At 63.0% G+C, this 16,557-nt stretch carries 19 protein-coding genes and 1 tRNA gene; 4 read left to right on the top strand and 16 right to left on the bottom strand.

The genetic code is table 11. The features are described 5' to 3' along the window. Nucleotides 1–507, bottom strand: a complete 507-nt coding sequence (locus FEZ63_RS00905; protein ID WP_150941756.1) for a GNAT family N-acetyltransferase — start codon at nucleotides 505–507, stop codon at nucleotides 1–3. Between the two features lie 13 nt (nucleotides 508–520). After that, nucleotides 521–1,993, bottom strand: coding sequence for an Asp-tRNA(Asn)/Glu-tRNA(Gln) amidotransferase subunit GatB (gene gatB, locus FEZ63_RS00900; protein WP_150941755.1), 1,473 nt, complete (start codon nucleotides 1,991–1,993; stop codon nucleotides 521–523). A gap of 222 nt (nucleotides 1,994–2,215) precedes the next feature. Between gatB and FEZ63_RS00895 the strand changes: the two genes are divergently transcribed. Then, entirely contained in the window at nucleotides 2,216–2,533 is a 318-nt protein-coding gene (locus FEZ63_RS00895; protein WP_201274053.1) for a hypothetical protein, read from the top strand. Nucleotides 2,534–2,601: 68 nt separating this feature from the next. On the opposite strand, the gene FEZ63_RS00890 is transcribed toward FEZ63_RS00895, so the two are convergent. The 5 genes from FEZ63_RS00890 to FEZ63_RS00870 all read right to left on the bottom strand — a co-directional run bounded on the left by FEZ63_RS00890 (nucleotide 2,602) and on the right by FEZ63_RS00870 (nucleotide 6,587). After that, on the bottom strand, nucleotides 2,602–3,525 hold the full coding sequence (locus FEZ63_RS00890; protein WP_150941754.1) for a DMT family transporter: 924 nt from the start codon (nucleotides 3,523–3,525) through the stop codon (nucleotides 2,602–2,604). 97 nt (nucleotides 3,526–3,622) lie between these two features. After that, a complete protein-coding gene (locus FEZ63_RS00885; protein ID WP_150941753.1) occupies nucleotides 3,623–3,916 on the bottom strand; it encodes a hypothetical protein in 294 nt (97 codons plus the stop codon). Next, on the bottom strand, nucleotides 3,913–5,433 hold the full coding sequence (gatA, locus tag FEZ63_RS00880) for an Asp-tRNA(Asn)/Glu-tRNA(Gln) amidotransferase subunit GatA (RefSeq protein ID WP_150941752.1): 1,521 nt from the start codon (nucleotides 5,431–5,433) through the stop codon (nucleotides 3,913–3,915). Before gatA ends, FEZ63_RS00885 begins: the two co-directional genes overlap by 4 nt. 106 nt (nucleotides 5,434–5,539) lie before the next feature. After that, nucleotides 5,540–5,827 carry an Asp-tRNA(Asn)/Glu-tRNA(Gln) amidotransferase subunit GatC gene (gene gatC / locus FEZ63_RS00875; RefSeq protein WP_150941751.1) on the bottom strand — a complete coding sequence of 96 codons (288 nt, stop codon included), beginning with the start codon at nucleotides 5,825–5,827 and terminating at the stop codon, nucleotides 5,540–5,542. A 64-nt stretch (nucleotides 5,828–5,891) separates the two neighbouring features. Beyond that, entirely contained in the window at nucleotides 5,892–6,587 is a 696-nt protein-coding gene (locus tag FEZ63_RS00870) for a metal-dependent hydrolase (protein WP_150941750.1), read from the bottom strand. A 157-nt stretch (nucleotides 6,588–6,744) separates the two neighbouring features. On the opposite strand from FEZ63_RS00870, the gene ruvX reads away from it, so the two are divergent. Beyond that, nucleotides 6,745–7,242: a Holliday junction resolvase RuvX gene (gene ruvX / locus FEZ63_RS00865; protein ID WP_244622588.1), complete on the top strand. Its 498-nt coding sequence runs from the start codon at nucleotides 6,745–6,747 to the stop codon at nucleotides 7,240–7,242. Nucleotides 7,243–7,261: 19 nt separating this feature from the next. Here ruvX and FEZ63_RS00860 read toward each other — a convergent pair whose 3' ends face one another. Then, nucleotides 7,262–7,642: a hypothetical protein gene (locus FEZ63_RS00860; protein WP_150941749.1), complete on the bottom strand. Its 381-nt coding sequence runs from the start codon at nucleotides 7,640–7,642 to the stop codon at nucleotides 7,262–7,264. Nucleotides 7,643–7,889: 247 nt separating this feature from the next. Between FEZ63_RS00860 and FEZ63_RS00855 the strand changes: the two genes are divergently transcribed. After that, a tRNA-Gln gene (locus FEZ63_RS00855) sits at nucleotides 7,890–7,963 on the top strand. Nucleotides 7,964–8,024: 61 nt separating this feature from the next. Here FEZ63_RS00855 and FEZ63_RS00850 read toward each other — a convergent pair. Both FEZ63_RS00850 and kynA read right to left on the bottom strand, forming a co-directional pair. Continuing rightward, the gene (locus tag FEZ63_RS00850) at nucleotides 8,025–9,200 is read right to left on the bottom strand and encodes an aminotransferase class V-fold PLP-dependent enzyme (RefSeq protein ID WP_150941748.1); all 1,176 of its coding nucleotides are present in this window, start codon (nucleotides 9,198–9,200) and stop codon (nucleotides 8,025–8,027) included. Between the two features lie 14 nt (nucleotides 9,201–9,214). Continuing rightward, nucleotides 9,215–10,039, bottom strand: a complete 825-nt coding sequence (kynA, locus tag FEZ63_RS00845; protein WP_150941747.1) for a tryptophan 2,3-dioxygenase — start codon at nucleotides 10,037–10,039, stop codon at nucleotides 9,215–9,217. Nucleotides 10,040–10,368: 329 nt separating this feature from the next. On the opposite strand from kynA, the gene FEZ63_RS00840 reads away from it, so the two are divergent. Beyond that, nucleotides 10,369–10,779 carry a hypothetical protein gene (locus FEZ63_RS00840; RefSeq protein ID WP_150941746.1) on the top strand — a complete coding sequence of 137 codons (411 nt, stop codon included), beginning with the start codon at nucleotides 10,369–10,371 and terminating at the stop codon, nucleotides 10,777–10,779. A gap of 82 nt (nucleotides 10,780–10,861) precedes the next feature. Here FEZ63_RS00840 and FEZ63_RS00835 read toward each other — a convergent pair whose 3' ends face one another. The 6 genes from FEZ63_RS00835 to FEZ63_RS00810 form a co-directional block, all read right to left on the bottom strand. Beyond that, nucleotides 10,862–11,680 carry a beta-keto acid cleavage family enzyme gene (locus FEZ63_RS00835; RefSeq protein WP_150941745.1) on the bottom strand — a complete coding sequence of 273 codons (819 nt, stop codon included), beginning with the start codon at nucleotides 11,678–11,680 and terminating at the stop codon, nucleotides 10,862–10,864. Next, nucleotides 11,677–12,600: a 3-hydroxyacyl-CoA dehydrogenase NAD-binding domain-containing protein gene (locus tag FEZ63_RS00830; RefSeq protein ID WP_150941744.1), complete on the bottom strand. Its 924-nt coding sequence runs from the start codon at nucleotides 12,598–12,600 to the stop codon at nucleotides 11,677–11,679. The genes FEZ63_RS00835 and FEZ63_RS00830 overlap by 4 nt, the downstream gene beginning before the upstream one ends. Then, a complete protein-coding gene (locus tag FEZ63_RS00825; protein ID WP_150941743.1) occupies nucleotides 12,597–13,367 on the bottom strand; it encodes an aspartate/glutamate racemase family protein in 771 nt (256 codons plus the stop codon). The genes FEZ63_RS00830 and FEZ63_RS00825 overlap by 4 nt, the downstream gene beginning before the upstream one ends. Nucleotides 13,368–13,369: 2 nt before the next feature. Continuing rightward, complete coding sequence (locus FEZ63_RS00820) at nucleotides 13,370–14,140, bottom strand: aspartate/glutamate racemase family protein (protein ID WP_150941742.1); 771 nt, start codon at nucleotides 14,138–14,140, stop codon at nucleotides 13,370–13,372. 27 nt (nucleotides 14,141–14,167) lie between these two features. Next, a complete protein-coding gene (locus FEZ63_RS00815; RefSeq protein ID WP_150941741.1) occupies nucleotides 14,168–15,571 on the bottom strand; it encodes an FAD-dependent oxidoreductase in 1,404 nt (467 codons plus the stop codon). 70 nt (nucleotides 15,572–15,641) lie between these two features. Next, on the bottom strand, nucleotides 15,642–16,532 hold the full coding sequence (locus tag FEZ63_RS00810) for an isocitrate lyase/PEP mutase family protein (RefSeq protein ID WP_150941740.1): 891 nt from the start codon (nucleotides 16,530–16,532) through the stop codon (nucleotides 15,642–15,644). Between the last annotated feature and the right edge of the window lie 25 nt (nucleotides 16,533–16,557).

Here is a 16,557-nt window from a genome sequence, read left to right as displayed (position 1 = left end):
TCACAGGTCCCGTTCGAACCGGACTTCCATGCTGTTGGAAATGTCACCGAGCGGGCGCTCGCCGGGAACGAGCCGGTAGCCGACGCGCTGGTAGAGCCGGTGGGCCGCCTCGAAGCGCGTGTCGGACCAGAAGAAGAGATGCCGGGCGCCGCCTTGGCGGGCAAAACGCTCCACATGCGCCACGAGCCTGCCGCCAAGCCCGCGCCGGCGCTGGTCCGGCCGCACATAGAGCCGGTGCAGTTCGGCCACGCCGCGCTCGGGAAAGTCGACCGCCACGCAGGCGCAGACGCGCCCGCGTTCATCGTCCAGGACCCAGAATGCGCCGCCCGAGCCGGCAAAGGCGCGTCCAGGCGCACGCAGATCCGGCAGGTCCTCATGAGGATCGACGTAGCAGCCCGGATAATCGGCAAAGCACAGGGAGAGCAAGCCGAACAGATCCTGCGCATCATCATCCGTCGCCGGGCGCAGCCGCAGATCGTCCATCGTCATGACGCCGCCGTCGTTCATGCCTTGCTCCGGTTCACTCGATACCGAGCTTTGCTTTGAGAAGTTCGTTGACCGCCTGCGGATTGGCCTTGCCGCCGGTCGATTTCATGACCTGTCCGACGAACCATCCAAGCAGCGTCGGCTTGGCTTTGGCCTGTTCGACCTTGTCGGGGTTGGATGCGATGATCTCATCGATCGCCTTCTCGATCGCACCCGTATCCGTGACCTGTTTCATGCCACGGCTTTCCACGATCTGGCGCGGATCGCCGCCTTCCGTGTAGACGATCTCGAACAGGTCCTTGGCGATCTTGCCGGAGATCACGCCCTCGGCGATCAGATCGACGATGCCGCCGAGTTGATCGGCGGAAACCGGCGAGGCCGAGATATCCTGGCTCTGCTTGTTGAGGCGTCCGAACAGTTCGTTAATGACCCAATTCGCCGCCGCCTTGCCGTCGCGCCCCTTGGCGACGTCCTCGAAGAAATCGGCGGAGGAACGCTCGGCCACCAGCACGCCTGCATCGTACGGGGTCAGGCCGTAGGCGGCGATGAAGCGCGCTTTCTTGGCGTCGGGCAGTTCCGGCAGGTGCTGCGCAAGATCGTCCACATAGGCCTGGTCGAACTCGAGCGGCAGCAGGTCGGGATCGGGGAAATAGCGGTAATCGTGCGCCTCTTCCTTGGAACGCATGGAGCGGGTCTCGCCCTTGCCGGGATCGAACAGGCGTGTCTCCTGATCGATGGTACCGCCGTCCTCGATGATGCCGATCTGGCGCCGGGCCTCGTATTCGATCGCCTGACCGATGAAGCGGATGGAGTTGACGTTCTTGATCTCGCAGCGCGTGCCAAGCGGCTCGCCGGGGCGGCGCACTGAGACGTTCACGTCGGCGCGCAGGTTGCCCTTCTCCATGTCGCCGTCGCAGGTGCCGAGATAACGCACGATGGTGCGCAGCTTCGTCACGAAGGCTTTGGCCTCCTCGGACGAGCGCATATCGGGCTTCGACACGATTTCCATCAGCGCCACGCCCGACCGGTTGAGGTCGACGAAGCTCATGGTGGGATGAAGGTCGTGGATCGACTTGCCCGCATCCTGCTCCAGATGCAGCCGCTCGATCCGCACGGTGATCGTCTCGCTCTCGCTGACGTCGACGATGACCTCGCCCTCACCGATGATCGGGCTCTTGTACTGGCTGATCTGATAGCCCTGCGGCAGGTCCGGGTAGAAATAGTTCTTCCGGTCGAAGGTGCTGCGCAGGTTGACCTCGGCCTTGAGGCCAAGCCCGGTACGGATCGCCTGGCGAACGCATTCCTCGTTGATCACCGGCAGCATTCCCGGCATGGCGGCATCGACCAGAGAAACGTGGCTGTTGGGATCGCCGCCGAATTCCGTCGAGGCGCCCGAAAACAGCTTCGCTTCGGAATTCACCTGGGCGTGGATTTCCAACCCGAGGACGATTTCCCAATCGCCTGTCGCGCCCTTGATGAGTTTCTTCGGGTTGACTGGAGCGTTCATGCCGCCTCGCGCCTTTATATCTGCCGTTTCCTGCCCGGAGTAAGAGCCATAGCCCGCCCGGGTCAACCCCCTTCCATCTGAACAATGGTTCAGAATAAACGGCACCTCGGCCAAGGTCGTCTGGAACTTATCCACACCCGATCAGGCAAATTGCCAAGCCTCGATGAAACCCCACGGGAAATTGAACGTTGTGCCTGTGTAAAACCGATCAAGGAGCTCACAATGGCAGTAGATCCCATGGACCGCGATCCGAACGTCTACAATCGCGAGACCAACGTTTATGAAAGCGAAGGACGCAGTTCCAACACTCTTGCCTATCTGATCGGCGGACTTGTTGTTGCCCTCGGGCTTCTCGCGTTCCTGTTCTACGATGGCGGGTCGCGCGACGTGTCGACCACGGGCAGCACCGCGCCTCAGACGGAGACCGCTCCTGCGACTCCGACGCCGAATCCGAGCGCTCCGGCCACGCCGACGCGCCCTGCTCCGACATCCCCGGCACCTGCCGCTCCCGCGGCACCTGCGACCCCTGCTCCGCAATAATCGCGGGACAAGGCAGAATCCACACAAAGGGTCCGACTTCGGCCGGTCCCTTTGGCATTCTGGCGACCTTAAGCCGGGCGCAAAGCCGGAGCGCTTTTTCGTCCCGGGATCGTCATCAGTCCGACGCCCGCGAGAATCAGCGCGAGGCCTGTCAAGGCGGAGATCTCCAGCCTCTCGCCCAGATAAAGTGCGCCGATCGCGACCCCGATGGGCGCCCGGAGATATCCTTGCGCCGTCGTGCTCACGGAACCAAGGGTCCTGATGAGACGGAAGTAGATCACAAAGGCGATCGACGTGGAGAAAATCGCGAGCCCGACCAGCGCCAGAATCGATGGCATCGATGGCGACAATGTCCAAGGCCGGTCGACCGTGAGGCTGAGAGGAACGAGCATGACGGCCCCGCAGATGAGCGACCCGGCAGCGGGCGCCATCGGATCGAGATCCTTGAAGTTTCGGCCAAAAATCGCGGCTCCCGCATAGCAGATCGTCGCCAGGACCACGGCGAGCTGGGCCGCGAGTTCCTGCCCGATCTGGTGCGTGGCCTGCATCCCGACGACGAAGCAGGTGCCCGCCATTCCGACCAGCACGCCGGCAAACCGACGAAAGCTCGTCGGTTCATGCCGCGACCAGACCATCGTGATGAGAAAAGTGAAGACCGGCGTCATGGAGTTGAGGATGACGGCGACACCCGCATCGATGGATTGTTCAGCCCAGGCGATCAGCGTGAAAGGAATGACACTGTTCAGGCATGCTTGGACAAAGAACCTCCCCCAGGTCGCCCGATCCCGGGGAAGGCTGATGCCCCGCAGCAGCATGACGAGCCAGAGCACGCCGCCTGCAATGAGCGTGCGCGCCGCGATCAGCGTGATGGGCGGGATCGTCTCGACGCCGATCTTGATGAAGGTGTAGGAGGCGCCCCAAAGAGACGCCAGGACGACCAAAAGGATAAGCTCGATCGCATAGGTCGGCTTCTCGGCGGATCTCGTTGTCATGCTTGATTACCTGTCTGGTTGGAACGCGACAGGTTTAAACGAATCCGGAACCGGGATGCTTCGGCAGTGGCCGAACTATCGCGATTGCCTCACGGTCTCAGGCGCGCGAAAGACGTCGCCCGAGATAGGCAACGGTGGCCCAGACCAGGGCCGCCACGGTTCTGACCGGAAGCAAGGTAGGATTGGTGCCGCCGACGGGGGCCATCCAAGGCAGCCCAACCGCCGTGATCGCCCAGGAGACCAGAACCGAGCCGCCTAGAGCGGCAATCGCCGCAATGAAGACTTTTCCGAACTGATCCGCCTTCCACCCCAGGATGACCGCAATGGCGATGAGAACGGGGTCGAAGGCAGCGAGCAGCCAGATAGAGACGGGAATGACCGGAGGCGTCATGCCCCCGCCCACCAGGGCTCAGGCAGCTTGATGCGCCCGGCCGCGTCCTCGATCACCTGCCCGGCGGCAAAAAGCGTTTCCTCGTCGAAGGCCCGGCCGATGAGCTGCAGCCCGAGCGGCAATCCCTGGGAGTCGAGCCCGGCCGGCACCGCGATGCCGGGAAGGCCAGCCATGTTCACGGTGACGGTGAAGATGTCGTTCAGATACATCTCGACCGGATCGGCCGCGCCCTTCTCGCCGATGCCGAAGGCGGCCGACGGGGTGGCCGGCGTCAGGATCGCGTGGACGCCCTGCGCATAGACGGTCTCGAAATCCTGTTTGATGAGCGTGCGGATTTTCTGAGCCCGCACATAATAGGCGTCATAATAGCCGGCCGACAGCACATAGGTGCCGATCATGATCCGGCGCTTGACCTCGCGCCCGAACCCCTGAGCGCGGGTGTTCTCGTACATTTCGGCGATATCCCGGCCCGGTACACGGACGCCGTAGCGGACACCGTCGTAGCGGGCAAGATTGGACGAGGCTTCCGCCGGGGCGACGATGTAATAGGCCGGCAGCGCGTATTTCGTGTGCGGCAGCGAGACCTCGACGATCTCGGCCCCGGCGGCGCGAAGCCATTCCGTGCCTTGCGCCCACAATTTCTCGATCTCCGGCGACATGCCGTCGACCCGATATTCCTTCGGGATGCCGATTTTCAGACCCTTCACGCCGCGTGAGACCGCGGCCTCGAAATCGGGCACCGGGAGATCCGAACAGGTGGTGTCCTTCGGATCCAATCCCGCCATAGAGCGCAGCATGATGGCGGAATCCCGCACCGTGCGCGTAATCGGACCGGCCTGATCGAGCGAAGACGCAAACGCCACCGTGCCCCAGCGCGAGCAGCGTCCGTAGGTCGGCTTGATGCCCACCGTGCCGGTGAAGGCGGCCGGCTGACGGATCGAGCCGCCGGTATCGGTCGCCGTGGCGCCCAGGCAAAGATGCGCCGCGACCGCCGATGCGGAGCCCCCGGAAGAACCGCCCGGCACCAGATGCGTGCCCTCGATCATGCCCGCACCGCCGGCGCCCACATTCGAGCCTTCGCGCCGCCAGGGGGACACCACGGGACCAAACGCGCTCGTCTCGTTCGACGAGCCCATGGCGAATTCGTCCATGTTGAGCTTGCCGAGCATCACCGCGCCGTCGTTCCACAGGTTGCGGGTAACGGTGGATTCGTAAGGCGGATTGAAGGTCTTGAGAATGTTCGAGCCGGCGGTCGAGACCACGCCTTCGGTGCAGAACAAGTCCTTGATGCCGAGCGGAATGCCCTCGAGCGCCCCACCCTCTCCCCGGCCAATCTTTTCATCCGATGCCGCCGCCATGGCGAGGGCCTTCTCGGGCGTCTCCAGCACATAGGCGTTGAGCGCCCTCGCCTTCTCGACGGCGGCGATATGGGCCTTCGCCAGTTCGGTGGCGGAGAAGCGCCTCGCCTTCAGCCCGTCACGGGCCTCGGCGAGGGTCAGATGGGTGAGTTCGGTCACGACGTTCGGTCCTCGTCATCTCGGGTGCCGCGAGCACCCGGGATGGTGCTGAGAGTTCATTGGTGGCGCGATCCGGCATTTCGGCGGCCGGCATCACGGCTGTGTCTTATTCCACGACCTTGGGCACGAGGAAGAAATTGTCCTCGGTGGCCGGCGCATTGAGGAGGATTTTCTCAGGGCAGAAGCCGTCCGTGACGCCATCCTGCCGTTTGCGCATGACCATCGGCGTGACGGACGTCATCGGCTCCACGCCCTCCACATCAACCTCGTTGAGCTGCTCGACGAAGGACAGGATCGCGTTGAGTTCGCCCTGCAGATGCGGGACCTCGTCATCCGTCACCGCGATACGCGCCAGATGCGCGATGCGCCGAACCGTTTTCTGATCGACCGACATGGATCGCCAAACCCTTCTTGAATGTTGCGCGGGCTATAGCACCCAGCCCCCACCAGCCGCAATGTCAGATGCGCAGGCCGACGGTCTTGTGCGGCACGACGACCTGGATCCCGCTGCCGTCAAGCGCCGCCACGAACCTGTCCGCATTGGGTTCGAGCACGGAATACGACCCGTAATGGCACGGGATCGCGGCTTTGACCTTGAAGTAGCGCCGGACTGCGAGCGCCGCGACCTCCGGGCCCATGGTGAACCGGTCTCCGATCGGCACGATTACCACGTCTGGCTGGTGGATCTCGGCAATCAGCCCCATATCGCCGAAAATATCGGTATCGCCCATGTGATAGACCGTCGGCTCCCCCGGCGCCTTGACGATTACGCCGTTGGCGCTGCCCACGGGGGCGTTGGCGCCCATTTCCACCAGCGCGGCCGAATGATCGGCCCGCACCAGCGTCACGGTAAAGCCGCCCTGATCCGTCGTGCCGCCGGTATTCATCGGATCGACCGTGAGACCCTGTGAACCGAGCCAGCCGGCAAGATCCGCATTGGCGACGATCGTTGCGCCGGTTGCCCTCGCGATGTTGAGGGAATCGCCCACATGATCGCCATGCCCGTGGGTGATAAGGATGTGCGTGACGCCCTCGGCCGCTTTTTCGACACTGCCCTCGAAAGCCGGATTGCCGGTGAAAAACGGATCGATCAACACGACCTTGTCGGCAAAATCGAGCCGGAACGCGGAATGTCCGAACCAGGTGATCTTCATGGCGTCCTCGCTGTGCTGTCGCCGTTGAGCTAGGGCATCGAACCGAAATTGGCTATAACCACCCGCATCTCAAAGATCACGCGAAGGAAAATCGGTGAACGTCAACGATACGGAATTGGCCGCCTTCATCGAGGGTCTTGCGCCCCGCGCCCGCCTCATGGGGATCGATCTGGGCACGAAGACAATCGGGCTCGCGCTGTCGGATGTCGAACGGCGGATCGCCACCCCGCTTGAGACCATCCGGCGCGTCAAGTTCACCCCCGACGTCGAGCAGATCAAGGTTCTGGTCAAGCGCTACGACGTGGGCGGCCTCGTGGTCGGCCTGCCGTTGAACATGGACGGAACCGAGGGACCACGCTCGCAGGCGACGCGGGCCTTCGTGCGCAACCTCAATCCCCTAATCCCCCTGCCGGTCATATTCTGGGACGAGCGCCTTTCCACCGTCGCGGTGACGCGCACGCTGCTCGACGCGGACGCATCCCGGGCCAAGCGGGCCGAAGCGGTCGACAAGATGGCCGCCGCCTACATCCTGCAAGGGGCGCTCGATCGCTACGAACGGATGGCCTCCGATGCCTATGACGCCGAGGAGGAGGCCGCGCTGAGGGCCGAAATCAAGATGGAAACGCCGCCCGAAGGCGGCGCTCTCGACGACTAGGCACGGCGTAGCGCCAGCCTCAGAAACCGTTGGCCCGGTTCCAGGCGCGGACCTGGCCCTTGGTATAAAGCTGCTGCGGAGCGACCTGGTTGTTGCGCGGCGGCTGGCGCGGCTGGGCGTAACGCGGCGGGGGCGCGTAGCGGCCGGGGGGCGGCGCGTAATAGGCGCGAGGCGGCGGCGGGTAATAATCGCGCCGCGGCGGCGGATAATAGTCGCGATAGTATGGCCGCGGCGGCGGGTCGTAGTAGACCGGCGGCGGCTCGTCATCAAAAAAGAACTGCACCGTCTGCACGGAGCGTTGGCCGTCCATCGGCACGAGCGGCAAGGGCGCCGCCTGGGCGCCAGCTGCGCCCAAAACGGCACCGGCCACGGCACCGAGAACCCATCGACCTAAACTCATGATCTCGATCTCCTGCCTGGCCGAATCCAGCCCGGCTTCTCATGAGGGATGTTGACCCGATTAAGTTGAACAATCAATGAACCCGCCGGAGGGACGAAGCTGTCGCGATTTGACCGGCGCCTCGCCCCGGAACGGTTGACCGCGATCCAAAAACCCCCTATCTGACCGCCATCCACGGACTGCGCCGTCCTTCACTGCCCGAATCGAGCATTCTTCGGGCCAGTCGAAGCCTTCGCGACAGACCCGGTGGGGGATAGTTTAATGGTAGAACAGCGGACTCTGACTCCGCTAGTCAAGGTTCGAGTCCTTGTCCCCCAGCCATTTGAAATTATTACACTTTTCCCTCCGCACATCGGGCTCCGGTCGAATGAACGGTTGGCGTTCATTCACGCGGCGACAGGAAGGCTCGGCCTCCGGATGGGTAGAGGCGCCGGGCGAGTTCGGCCGCTTCCTCGAGCGTGTGGTAAATGCCGAACCCGAACCGGAGGCGGTTGCCTCTTGTGTCCGTAACGACCTGTTGCTCCGTCAGGAGTTGGTGAATTTCCCGAGCGTCCGGCCGCTCGAAGCTCAGGAAGTTGCCGCGTAGCGCTTCGGGAGGCAGTTTGGTGGTCTCGGGCTCAAAACCGGAGCGCCCAGCGACAAGCTGGAGGAAATGCCGTTGCAACGACCGGGCATGGTCGTGGATCGCCTCAACGGCGATTTCCTTCTCGGCGAGCCACCGCATGACAGCGTTGAACCGATAGAGCCCGGAGGGATCGAAGGTCGATCCCATGAATCTCCAGCCATCGCCGCTGTAGCCAACCTGGTCCTTTTGCGTGTTTGATAGATCACCGAAGGCGGCATACCAGCCGGTATCCCTCGGCCGCGGCCCCCAGTCGGGTGGGCAATGCATGAAGCAGGCGCCCTCGCCCGACATGGCATATTTATAGCCGCCAGCGAGGTAAAACACACGATCGGACAGGGCGTTTAGATCCGTCGGCCGCGCCATAAACCCGTGGTACCCGTCGATGACGATCATCGCATCCGCGGATGTTTCCGTCAGCCTTTCAATATCCATGGCAAAGCCGGAATTGAAGAAGACCTGGCTGGCGAAGACCAGATCGTGGCCGGCCTGCGCGGCTGAAAGGAAGCGATCTTCAAAACTTGCGAACGGCTCGACGGGCACGCGCGTGACCATCACGAGACCCTCTTCTTCAAGGCGCGCAATCTGGCGGCTGAAGGAGTGAAACTCGCTGTCCGTGGTCAGAACGCGGACCGATCGCTGCGCCGGAAAACACGAGAGAATGCGCTTGACGAATTCGTGTGTATTGGGCGCGACGGCGATCGTCTTCGGATCAGGAAGGTTGAGCTGTCGCGCGACATGTGTCCGAAACTCCTGCAGGACGGGACCAAGGATGTACTCCCATTTGCCGTCGATGAGACTGGCAGCGTCATCCCAAGCCCGCAGATGTGCGTCCCGCGTCACATCCGGCCAGGGATGATGACTGTGCGCCGCAAAGTGGAGACGCCCCGGTTCGGCGTTCAGAAACCTTGAAAAATGGGAGCGCAGATCAAGCATCGCATTTCGTCCCGTTAAAGCTTGGTCCGGACCGACCAGAGTTCCGGGAAGAAAGACTGCTCGAGCGCGCCACGAAGATACGCGACGCCCGAGCTGCCGCCTGTGCCGCGCCGCATTCCGATGATGCGCTCGACGGTTTTCATGTGTCTGAACCGCCATTGCTGGAAGGCATCCTCGAGGTCGACGAGTTCCTCGGCGAGCTCGTAGAGATCGAAATGCTCGTCCGAATGCCGGTAGATCTCCTCCCAGGCCGCCTCGACACTCGGATCCGCGACATACGGGCTTGTGACATCACGGTCGAGGATAGCCCGTGGGATTTGGTATCCCCGCGCAGCCAGCAGGCGCAGCGACTCGTCGTAAAGGCTGGGTGCCCGGTAAGCCGCTTCCAACTGATCGGTGATCTCGCTGCGGTGCCGGTGCGGCGCAATCTTTGCCGCGTCCTTGGCCCCCAGCTTGAATTCAACGAGCCGGTATTGCCAGGATTGAAAGCCCGAGGAGCGGCCGAGGGACGGTCTGAACCGGAGATAATCGGACGGCGTCATTGTCGAGAGCACCGTCCATGCCTGGATCAATTGCTCTTGAATCCGATTGATGCGGGCCAGGCACTTGAACGCCGGCTGCAATTGATCGGCCCGCACATGTCCCAGCGCCTTGTCGAGCTCCCGGTTCAGGAGCTTGAGCCAAAGCTCCATCACCTGATGGATGACGATGAAGAGCAGTTCGTCATGCTCGCCCGACAAAGGGGCCTGTGCCGAAAGCAGCGTATCCAGACGAAGATATTCGCCGTAGCTCATTCCCTCGGAGAAGTCGGTGTGGATTCCGTCGTTTTCTGCCGACATATCATTGCCTCCCTTCACGGTTCACGGGCTGCGAGGGTCGAGCCTCCGAGACCCGCCGCGCGCGCGGATCTGCAGGCCAGATGAGCACGTGTCGGTCGGCAAAGCTGCCTTACGGATCGGCTGAGACCGGCCATAGGAGAAATCATAGCACGAGACAGCCGTGCCTTCTCCCATCGCGTCGGCACTCGAGCCGCGTCTGCAAGCGGCTCGGGTGAAACCACCTTCGGATTAGGCCTTGGTGGTCTCGACATCGAAAAGACAAACCAACACGAAAGCGGTAAAAGTCGCCTGCTTGTCGGCCCATCAAAAACAACCAGGGGAACTTCCATATGACTGCGTCATCACTCAGCTTCGGGCTCGCCGTTCTCTTCGTTATCGTCGGCATGGCGATGGGTATCGGCATGGCCGCGTCCCAGGACCACTCCATCATGCCGGCCCACGCTCATCTGAACTTGCTCGGGTGGGTGTCGCTGTTCCTGTTCGGGATCTATTATGAGCGTCGCCCAAGGCTCGACACGAGCCGGCTTGCGTTGATCCAGGTCAGCCTATGGTCAATCGGCACCGTGGTTCTGACAATAGCGGTTGCGGCGATCCATCTCGGCTACACCGCCGCGGACCCGATTGCCGCCGTCGCATCGCTCATCGTGCTCGGCGCGATGCTTCTCTTCGCCTATTTCGTCTTCCGCCCCGGCGCGTCCGTGGCCGCGGGACCAGCCGCCCGGATGACGCCCGCGGAGTGAGCCACGCAACCGCGGGGCGGCCGCGCCGCCCCGTTATCTGTACCGCCCTCCGAGGCTGTCGGCCGCCAGTCGGTGGCGAAAATCACGGCTTGCTCAAGACCTGACGCGCCTCGTCCGGCGAAGCCGGGCGCAATCCGATCGCTGACGTTCCGACCACGACACATCTCACCAAGGCGGCGTTATCCGGCGCCATCTCGCCATCCGGCATATGAAGATTGTTTTCAAAGCCGACCCGGGCGTGCCCGCCCATCGCGGCAGCCGAAATCACACAAGCGGCCTCACGCTTCCCGAAGGCGCAGGTAATCCACGGCAGATCCAGGCGCCAAGCATCAAGGAAAGGCAGGAGGTCGCGAGGATCCGATTGCTGTCCGGCGGTATAGCGACCCAGGACGAAGAGAACGCTCGCATGGCTCGGCGGAATGGCCCCCTCGGCAACCAGATCCTGAAAACGCATCACGTCGCCGGAATCGTAGAGGATGTGCTGCACGAGGCATTCGCCGCCTGCGAGGCGGTGCAGGAACGCGCTCCCCTCCCGCTCGGCACCCGGTTCAGGCATCAGCTCCCGCAAAGCGATCGAAACCGCTTCCGGCCGCACCTGCTCGACGACTTCCATCTGCTGCCGCGGAGCGTATCGTCCCACGGATTCCGTGGTGATCTGAACGATGGGCGCAGCACCCACCTGAGCGCGGATTTCGCGCGTGGAATCGCGGTATGCATCCGCGTCGAGGATATGAGCACCCTCGGCGTCACGCACATGAACATGGATCATCGCAGCGCCCGCTTCGACGCATTGCGCCGCATCTCGACCGATCTCCGCCATCGTCAGCGGGATCCGCGGATGGTCGCGCTTGAGGCGACGGGCGCCGTTGGGCGCCACGGTGATGATGACCGCACCGGTCATGACGAGGCCTTGTTCTTGAGCCGGAGGATCTCGACGAGGAGATGATCCCGTTGGGCTTCAAGATCCGCGATCGAACGTCCGCCCGCTTCCGCTTCGACGCCCGACACGATGGCGCCTTTTACATCCTCGGTGAGACGGGGCTCCCCGAGCGATGCCCAGCGCCGCTCCTGGCTCGGCCCAAGATGTTCGAGATAATGGGCGATGCCGCCCTCCCCGCCACCGAGATGATAGGTCATGTGCGGACCCATGATGGACCAGCGCAGACCCGGCCCCTCGCTGATCGCAGCATCGATATCCGCAACGCTCGCGATCCCCTGCTCCACGAGATAGACCGCCTCGCGATAGAGCGCGGATGAGAGCCGATTGGCGATATGGCCGGGGACTTCCTTCTTGAGCACGACCGGCTTGCGTCGAAGCGAGCGGTAGAAGGCGCACGCCCGCGCGATCACCGCATCGTCCTCGCCGACGATTTCGACCAGCGGCAGGAGGTGCGGTGGATTGAACGGATGGGCCACGATATGCCGTTCAGGATGTTCGCAATCGGCAACGATCCGACTGCGGAGCAGCGCCGAGGTGCTGATCGCCACGATGGCATCGGGACGAGCCGCTTGATCGATGCGTGCCAGAAGAGCCCGCTTGAAAGCCTCGTTCTCGGGCGCATTCTCCTGAACGAAATCGGCCGTGGAAACGGCAGCCTCCAGATTGTCCACGAAGGTCAGACTACCCCTGCCGTTGAGGCCGAGAGTCGCAAGTTGCGGCCTTGCGCGATCGATGAAGCCTCTCAGCTTTCTTTCCGCTTCCGGCGCGGGGTCTGTCGCCACGACATCATAGCCGCCGGCGAGAAAAAGAGCGGCCCAGCTCGCTCCCACTGTTCCGCAGCCGACGACCGCGACACTCCTGATCGACTCGGATCCCATCATGCTTTCTCTTCCGCGCGGGCGCCGCCTGCCATCATCGCATGGATCACGTCGGCCTTCAGCATCACCGGCTCCGGATAGGCGGCACGGCCCGGCTTCAGGCCGAGCGCCAGGAAAGTCTCGGCAAGCTTGTAGGTCAGCGGACCCGGATTGATCACGGGCACCGGCAATTCCCTTGCGAGGAATTCCGCCGCCTGATGCATGGTCGTCGAGCCGAGGCAGATCACGTCCGCGCCGTCCTCTTCGATGCAACGTTTGGCGACCGCGAGCATTCGCGGAAACACCTTGTCTTCCTTGCCGTCGAGCAGCGACGAGAAATCCGGCGGCTGGTCGAAGGAGCGCACGGATGCACATTGCTTCTCGAATCCGTATTCGCGAATGGCCTTCCGGTAGCGCGGCAGAGCCGGCTCCCATTGGGCGAGGATCGAGAATTTGGAGCCCAGTGTCAGCGCATAGAGCATCGAGGCCTTGCCGGGCGAAATCACCGGGATGTTCAGGACAGACCGCAAGGGTGCCATCCCGGAATCGCTCATCGTATCGATGCAGACGGCGTCGAACCCATCCGCTTCCGCGCTCATTCCCGCCTCGAAGATCGCAAGATCCATCAGCGTCCAGTCATGCGGGCTCATGAACGAGGTCGGTCCGGCCGTCACGGGGCGGTATGTCAGCTCCGTCTCCGCGTCGAGCTGCACGTATTGCTGCTGCTTTTCGCGATTGGCCACACCGTCTGCATCGAGGGCGAAAGGGACGATCACCAAAATCCTGGCCATTCTTATGCTCCCTTGGCTGCAGCAGCGCCGGCTTCGCCGATGGCGCGGATCATGTCGGTCTTCGGCACCAATGGCGCCGGATAGGTCGCGCGGCTGTGGCTGAGATTGAGTTTCAGCGCCGTCTCGGCGAGGCGGTATGTCAGCGGGCCGGGATTGATCACCGGCACACTCAGGCGGGTCGCCAGATAGGCGTGCGCCTGATGCATCGTCGTGGAGCCGAGGATAATCACTTCGGCGCCGTCCTCGTCGATGCAGCTTTGCGCGGCCTCGAGAAGTTTGGGAAAGACGTCGTCCTCCTTGCCGACCAGCAGGTTCTTGTTATCGGGACGTACGCCGATGGAGCGGATCGAGGCGCATTTCTCCCGCAATCCGAGCTCCCCCAGCGTCTTCGCATAGAGCGGCTTCCAGCGGTCCCACATGACGAGGATCGAGAACGTCTCGCCGAGCATCAACGCAGTGAGCATGGCGTGACGGCCCGGTCCGATTACCGGTATGGTGAGCACCGAGCGCAACGCGGACATTCCGGAATCGCTCATCGTGTCGATGCACACGGCGTCGAAGCCATCCTTCTCCGCGTCGAGCCCGGCATCGAGAATCGAGAAATCCGCCAACGTGAAATCATGCTGGCTGGTGTAGTTTGCCGGTCCGACCCGCACCGGTTGGAAATGGAATTCGATATCGGCGCCGAGCTTCACGGCCTTGAGCTGCTCTTTCCGTCGCCCCAGTTCCTCCTCGCTCATCGCAAAGGGAACAATCACCAGAACGCGCTTCATCTCATTCTCCTGAATGTCGTGGTGGTGTCAGATTGACGTCGTGAGAAGGCGCGCAGCAGCGAGGCCTGCAAGTCGCCCGAGGACCGTCGCCGACAGAAGGCCGTTTCCCGACACGTAACCCCAGGATGATGGCCCGGAGAGGCCGCGGGCGGCGCCGCCGCCGGCAAACAGGTTCGGCAGCGGCGTTCCGTCCGCCTTCAACACTCGCGTCTCGGTGTCGATGACGAGGCCGCCCTGCGTGTGGAAAAGGGCGCCATTGACCTTCGCCGCCAGATAGGGCGCGGAGAGTGGCGGCTGCTTGGTGAAGTCGCGACCCAGCGGATCGGGTTTGTCTCCAGCGCCGTAGCTCTTCACCTCGTCCATCGTGCGCTTGAGCGCCTGAACCGGAAGATCGGTGAGCGCCGCCAGCTCATCGATTGTCTCGGCCCGTTTGATCGCGCCGAGTTTGATGATCTCCCGGTAATCGTGGAAAGCGAGCGCAGGTTTCTCGCAGCGCTCGTCATAGATGTTCCAGGCGAGATGGCCGGGCTGTTTGATCACTTCCTCGGCGTGCTCCGAATAGCCGCGCATCTCGTTGGCAAAACGCTCGCCGTTGAGATTCACCTGAATGCCGCCTTGCGTCATGACGGCCCAGGTCAGCGGCAGGCCATGCGGATAGGCGACGGAGCCATGTCCCTGATAACTGCCCATATCGGCCAGCTCGACACCGAGAGCCTCGCCCCAGTTCATCGCATCGCCGGTATTGGAGGCGTGCCCGCAATATTCGGCCTCGGCCATCTCGGGAATGAACTTCGCCACCATGGCGCGATTGCCGCCAAACCCGTTGCAGGCGAGGACGAGCGCGTCGCAACCGACCGTCTCGACCTCCCCGTTCGGGCGTCGGAAGCCGACACCGACGATCGTGCCGTCGTCCTTCGCATAGAGATCCTCGACGGAGGCGCCGGTGATGATATCGATGTCCGCGCACTCGGCCGCGGCGAGAAGCGATTGCTCGAGCTCCGCGCCGGTCTGGTTTTTCGGACCGTGCATGCGCAGGCGCGAATGGCCGGGATAGTAGAAGCCTTCGACGAGATGCAGCTCGACGCCGTGCCGGTCTGCGAGCCAGTCGATGGTCTGGCCGGAGGCTTCCGCCACCGCCTTGACGATGGCAGGATCGCTTTTTCCCTTCGCCTTCGCGCTCAGGTCGGCGGCGAAAATCTCGGGACTGTCGTCGATTCCCTTCTCGCGCTGAAAGCGTGTGCCGGCCGCCGGGATGAGACCGGCGGAGAGCGACGTGCTCCCCGTTGGGTTCGCGTCCCGTTCAAGAACGAGAACCTCAGCGCCTGAATCGCGGGCAGCAAGCGCCGCAACCAGGCCGCACGAACCGGCGCCGACGATGACGACGGGAACGCTGAACTCGAATTTGCCTTCTCTGGCCGGCCGCACTGTCATGGTCTTCTTCCGCGAACAATTGAATTAAGGGGAAAGGCTCTCCGCGAAGCGCCCGCAGGCGCCGGTCGGTTCAGTAGCCGGCGCGACCCGCCTCGGGCACGCCGTAGCGCTCCTCCAACTCCCGCACCTCCTGCATCCCGACGAGGTCGAAGAATTCCTGGAACGACGGAACATTCGGCGCGATGCTGGCGATGGTTTCTTCCTCGCGCAGCGTCGTGAGCACTTCATCGGCAGCGCGGATCGCCGCCAGCATCAGCCAGTTCGGATAGATGATGAGCTTGAAGCCCAGTTGTTCGATTTCCGACTTCTTCAGGAACGGCGTCTTGCCGCTCGTCGCCATATTGTAGAGCGTCGGGAATTGCAGGCGCTCCGGAATGGCCTTCAGGTGCTCCATGCCGGGCGATTCGATGAAGAGAATGTCGGCGCCCGCCTCGCGGTAGAGCTCGGCGCGTTCGAACGCAGCCTCAAGACCGTCCAGCGCCAACGCGTCGGTGCGGGCGATCAGTACGAAATCCGCATCGGTGCGTGCGTCGGTCGCCGCCTTGATCTTCGCCACCATCTCCTGCGACGAAATCAACTGCTTGCCGGCAAGATGGCCGCAGCGTTTCGGCAGCACCTGATCCTCCAGATGGATCGCCGCGACCCCGGCCCGCTCATAGAGCTGCACGGTGCGGCGAACGTTGAGCGGTCCGCCATAACCGTTATCCGCATCGGCGATGAGGGGAATGTCGCTCACCGCCGCGATGCGCGCGGCATTGTCGACCATTTCGGTCAGGGTGAGCAGGCCCACATCCGGCATGCCAAGGCGCGAGGCGGAAGTCCCTGCGCCCGTCATGTACATCGCCTCGAAATTGTGCTTGGCGACGAGACGCGCGAAAAGCGGATCGACCACCCCGGGCGCCATGATCGAACCGGGGCGGGCCAGCAATTGGCGCAATTTGGTGGTGGTCCTTGTCGACATCGATGTGTTCCTGTTCAAATCGGAA

Origin of the sequence: Microvirga brassicacearum (assembly GCF_008757455.1) — a bacterium.
GTDB lineage: Bacteria > Pseudomonadota > Alphaproteobacteria > Rhizobiales > Beijerinckiaceae > Microvirga > Microvirga brassicacearum.
This window is presented reverse-complemented; position numbering and strand designations above follow the sequence as displayed.

What these genes read in the sequence shown, in the direction of transcription:
- FEZ63_RS00905 (WP_150941756.1), bottom strand. Translation starts at nt 507, where the DNA reads ATGAACGACGGCGGCGTCATGACGATGGACGATCTGCGGCTGCGCCCG.
- gatB (WP_150941755.1), bottom strand. Translation starts at nt 1,993, where the DNA reads ATGAACGCTCCAGTCAACCCGAAGAAACTCATCAAGGGCGCGACAGGC.
- FEZ63_RS00895 (WP_201274053.1), top strand. Translation starts at nt 2,216, where the DNA reads ATGGCAGTAGATCCCATGGACCGCGATCCGAACGTCTACAATCGCGAG.
- FEZ63_RS00890 (WP_150941754.1), bottom strand. Translation starts at nt 3,525, where the DNA reads ATGACAACGAGATCCGCCGAGAAGCCGACCTATGCGATCGAGCTTATC.
- FEZ63_RS00885 (WP_150941753.1), bottom strand. Translation starts at nt 3,916, where the DNA reads ATGACGCCTCCGGTCATTCCCGTCTCTATCTGGCTGCTCGCTGCCTTC.
- gatC (WP_150941751.1), bottom strand. Translation starts at nt 5,827, where the DNA reads ATGTCGGTCGATCAGAAAACGGTTCGGCGCATCGCGCATCTGGCGCGT.
- FEZ63_RS00870 (WP_150941750.1), bottom strand. Translation starts at nt 6,587, where the DNA reads ATGAAGATCACCTGGTTCGGACATTCCGCGTTCCGGCTCGATTTTGCC.
- ruvX (WP_244622588.1), top strand. Translation starts at nt 6,745, where the DNA reads ATGGGGATCGATCTGGGCACGAAGACAATCGGGCTCGCGCTGTCGGAT.
- FEZ63_RS00860 (WP_150941749.1), bottom strand. Translation starts at nt 7,642, where the DNA reads ATGAGTTTAGGTCGATGGGTTCTCGGTGCCGTGGCCGGTGCCGTTTTG.
- FEZ63_RS00850 (WP_150941748.1), bottom strand. Translation starts at nt 9,200, where the DNA reads ATGCTTGATCTGCGCTCCCATTTTTCAAGGTTTCTGAACGCCGAACCG.
- kynA (WP_150941747.1), bottom strand. Translation starts at nt 10,039, where the DNA reads ATGTCGGCAGAAAACGACGGAATCCACACCGACTTCTCCGAGGGAATG.
- FEZ63_RS00840 (WP_150941746.1), top strand. Translation starts at nt 10,369, where the DNA reads ATGACTGCGTCATCACTCAGCTTCGGGCTCGCCGTTCTCTTCGTTATC.
- FEZ63_RS00835 (WP_150941745.1), bottom strand. Translation starts at nt 11,680, where the DNA reads ATGACCGGTGCGGTCATCATCACCGTGGCGCCCAACGGCGCCCGTCGC.
- FEZ63_RS00830 (WP_150941744.1), bottom strand. Translation starts at nt 12,600, where the DNA reads ATGATGGGATCCGAGTCGATCAGGAGTGTCGCGGTCGTCGGCTGCGGA.
- FEZ63_RS00825 (WP_150941743.1), bottom strand. Translation starts at nt 13,367, where the DNA reads ATGGCCAGGATTTTGGTGATCGTCCCTTTCGCCCTCGATGCAGACGGT.
- FEZ63_RS00820 (WP_150941742.1), bottom strand. Translation starts at nt 14,140, where the DNA reads ATGAAGCGCGTTCTGGTGATTGTTCCCTTTGCGATGAGCGAGGAGGAA.
- FEZ63_RS00815 (WP_150941741.1), bottom strand. Translation starts at nt 15,571, where the DNA reads ATGACAGTGCGGCCGGCCAGAGAAGGCAAATTCGAGTTCAGCGTTCCC.
- FEZ63_RS00810 (WP_150941740.1), bottom strand. Translation starts at nt 16,532, where the DNA reads ATGTCGACAAGGACCACCACCAAATTGCGCCAATTGCTGGCCCGCCCC.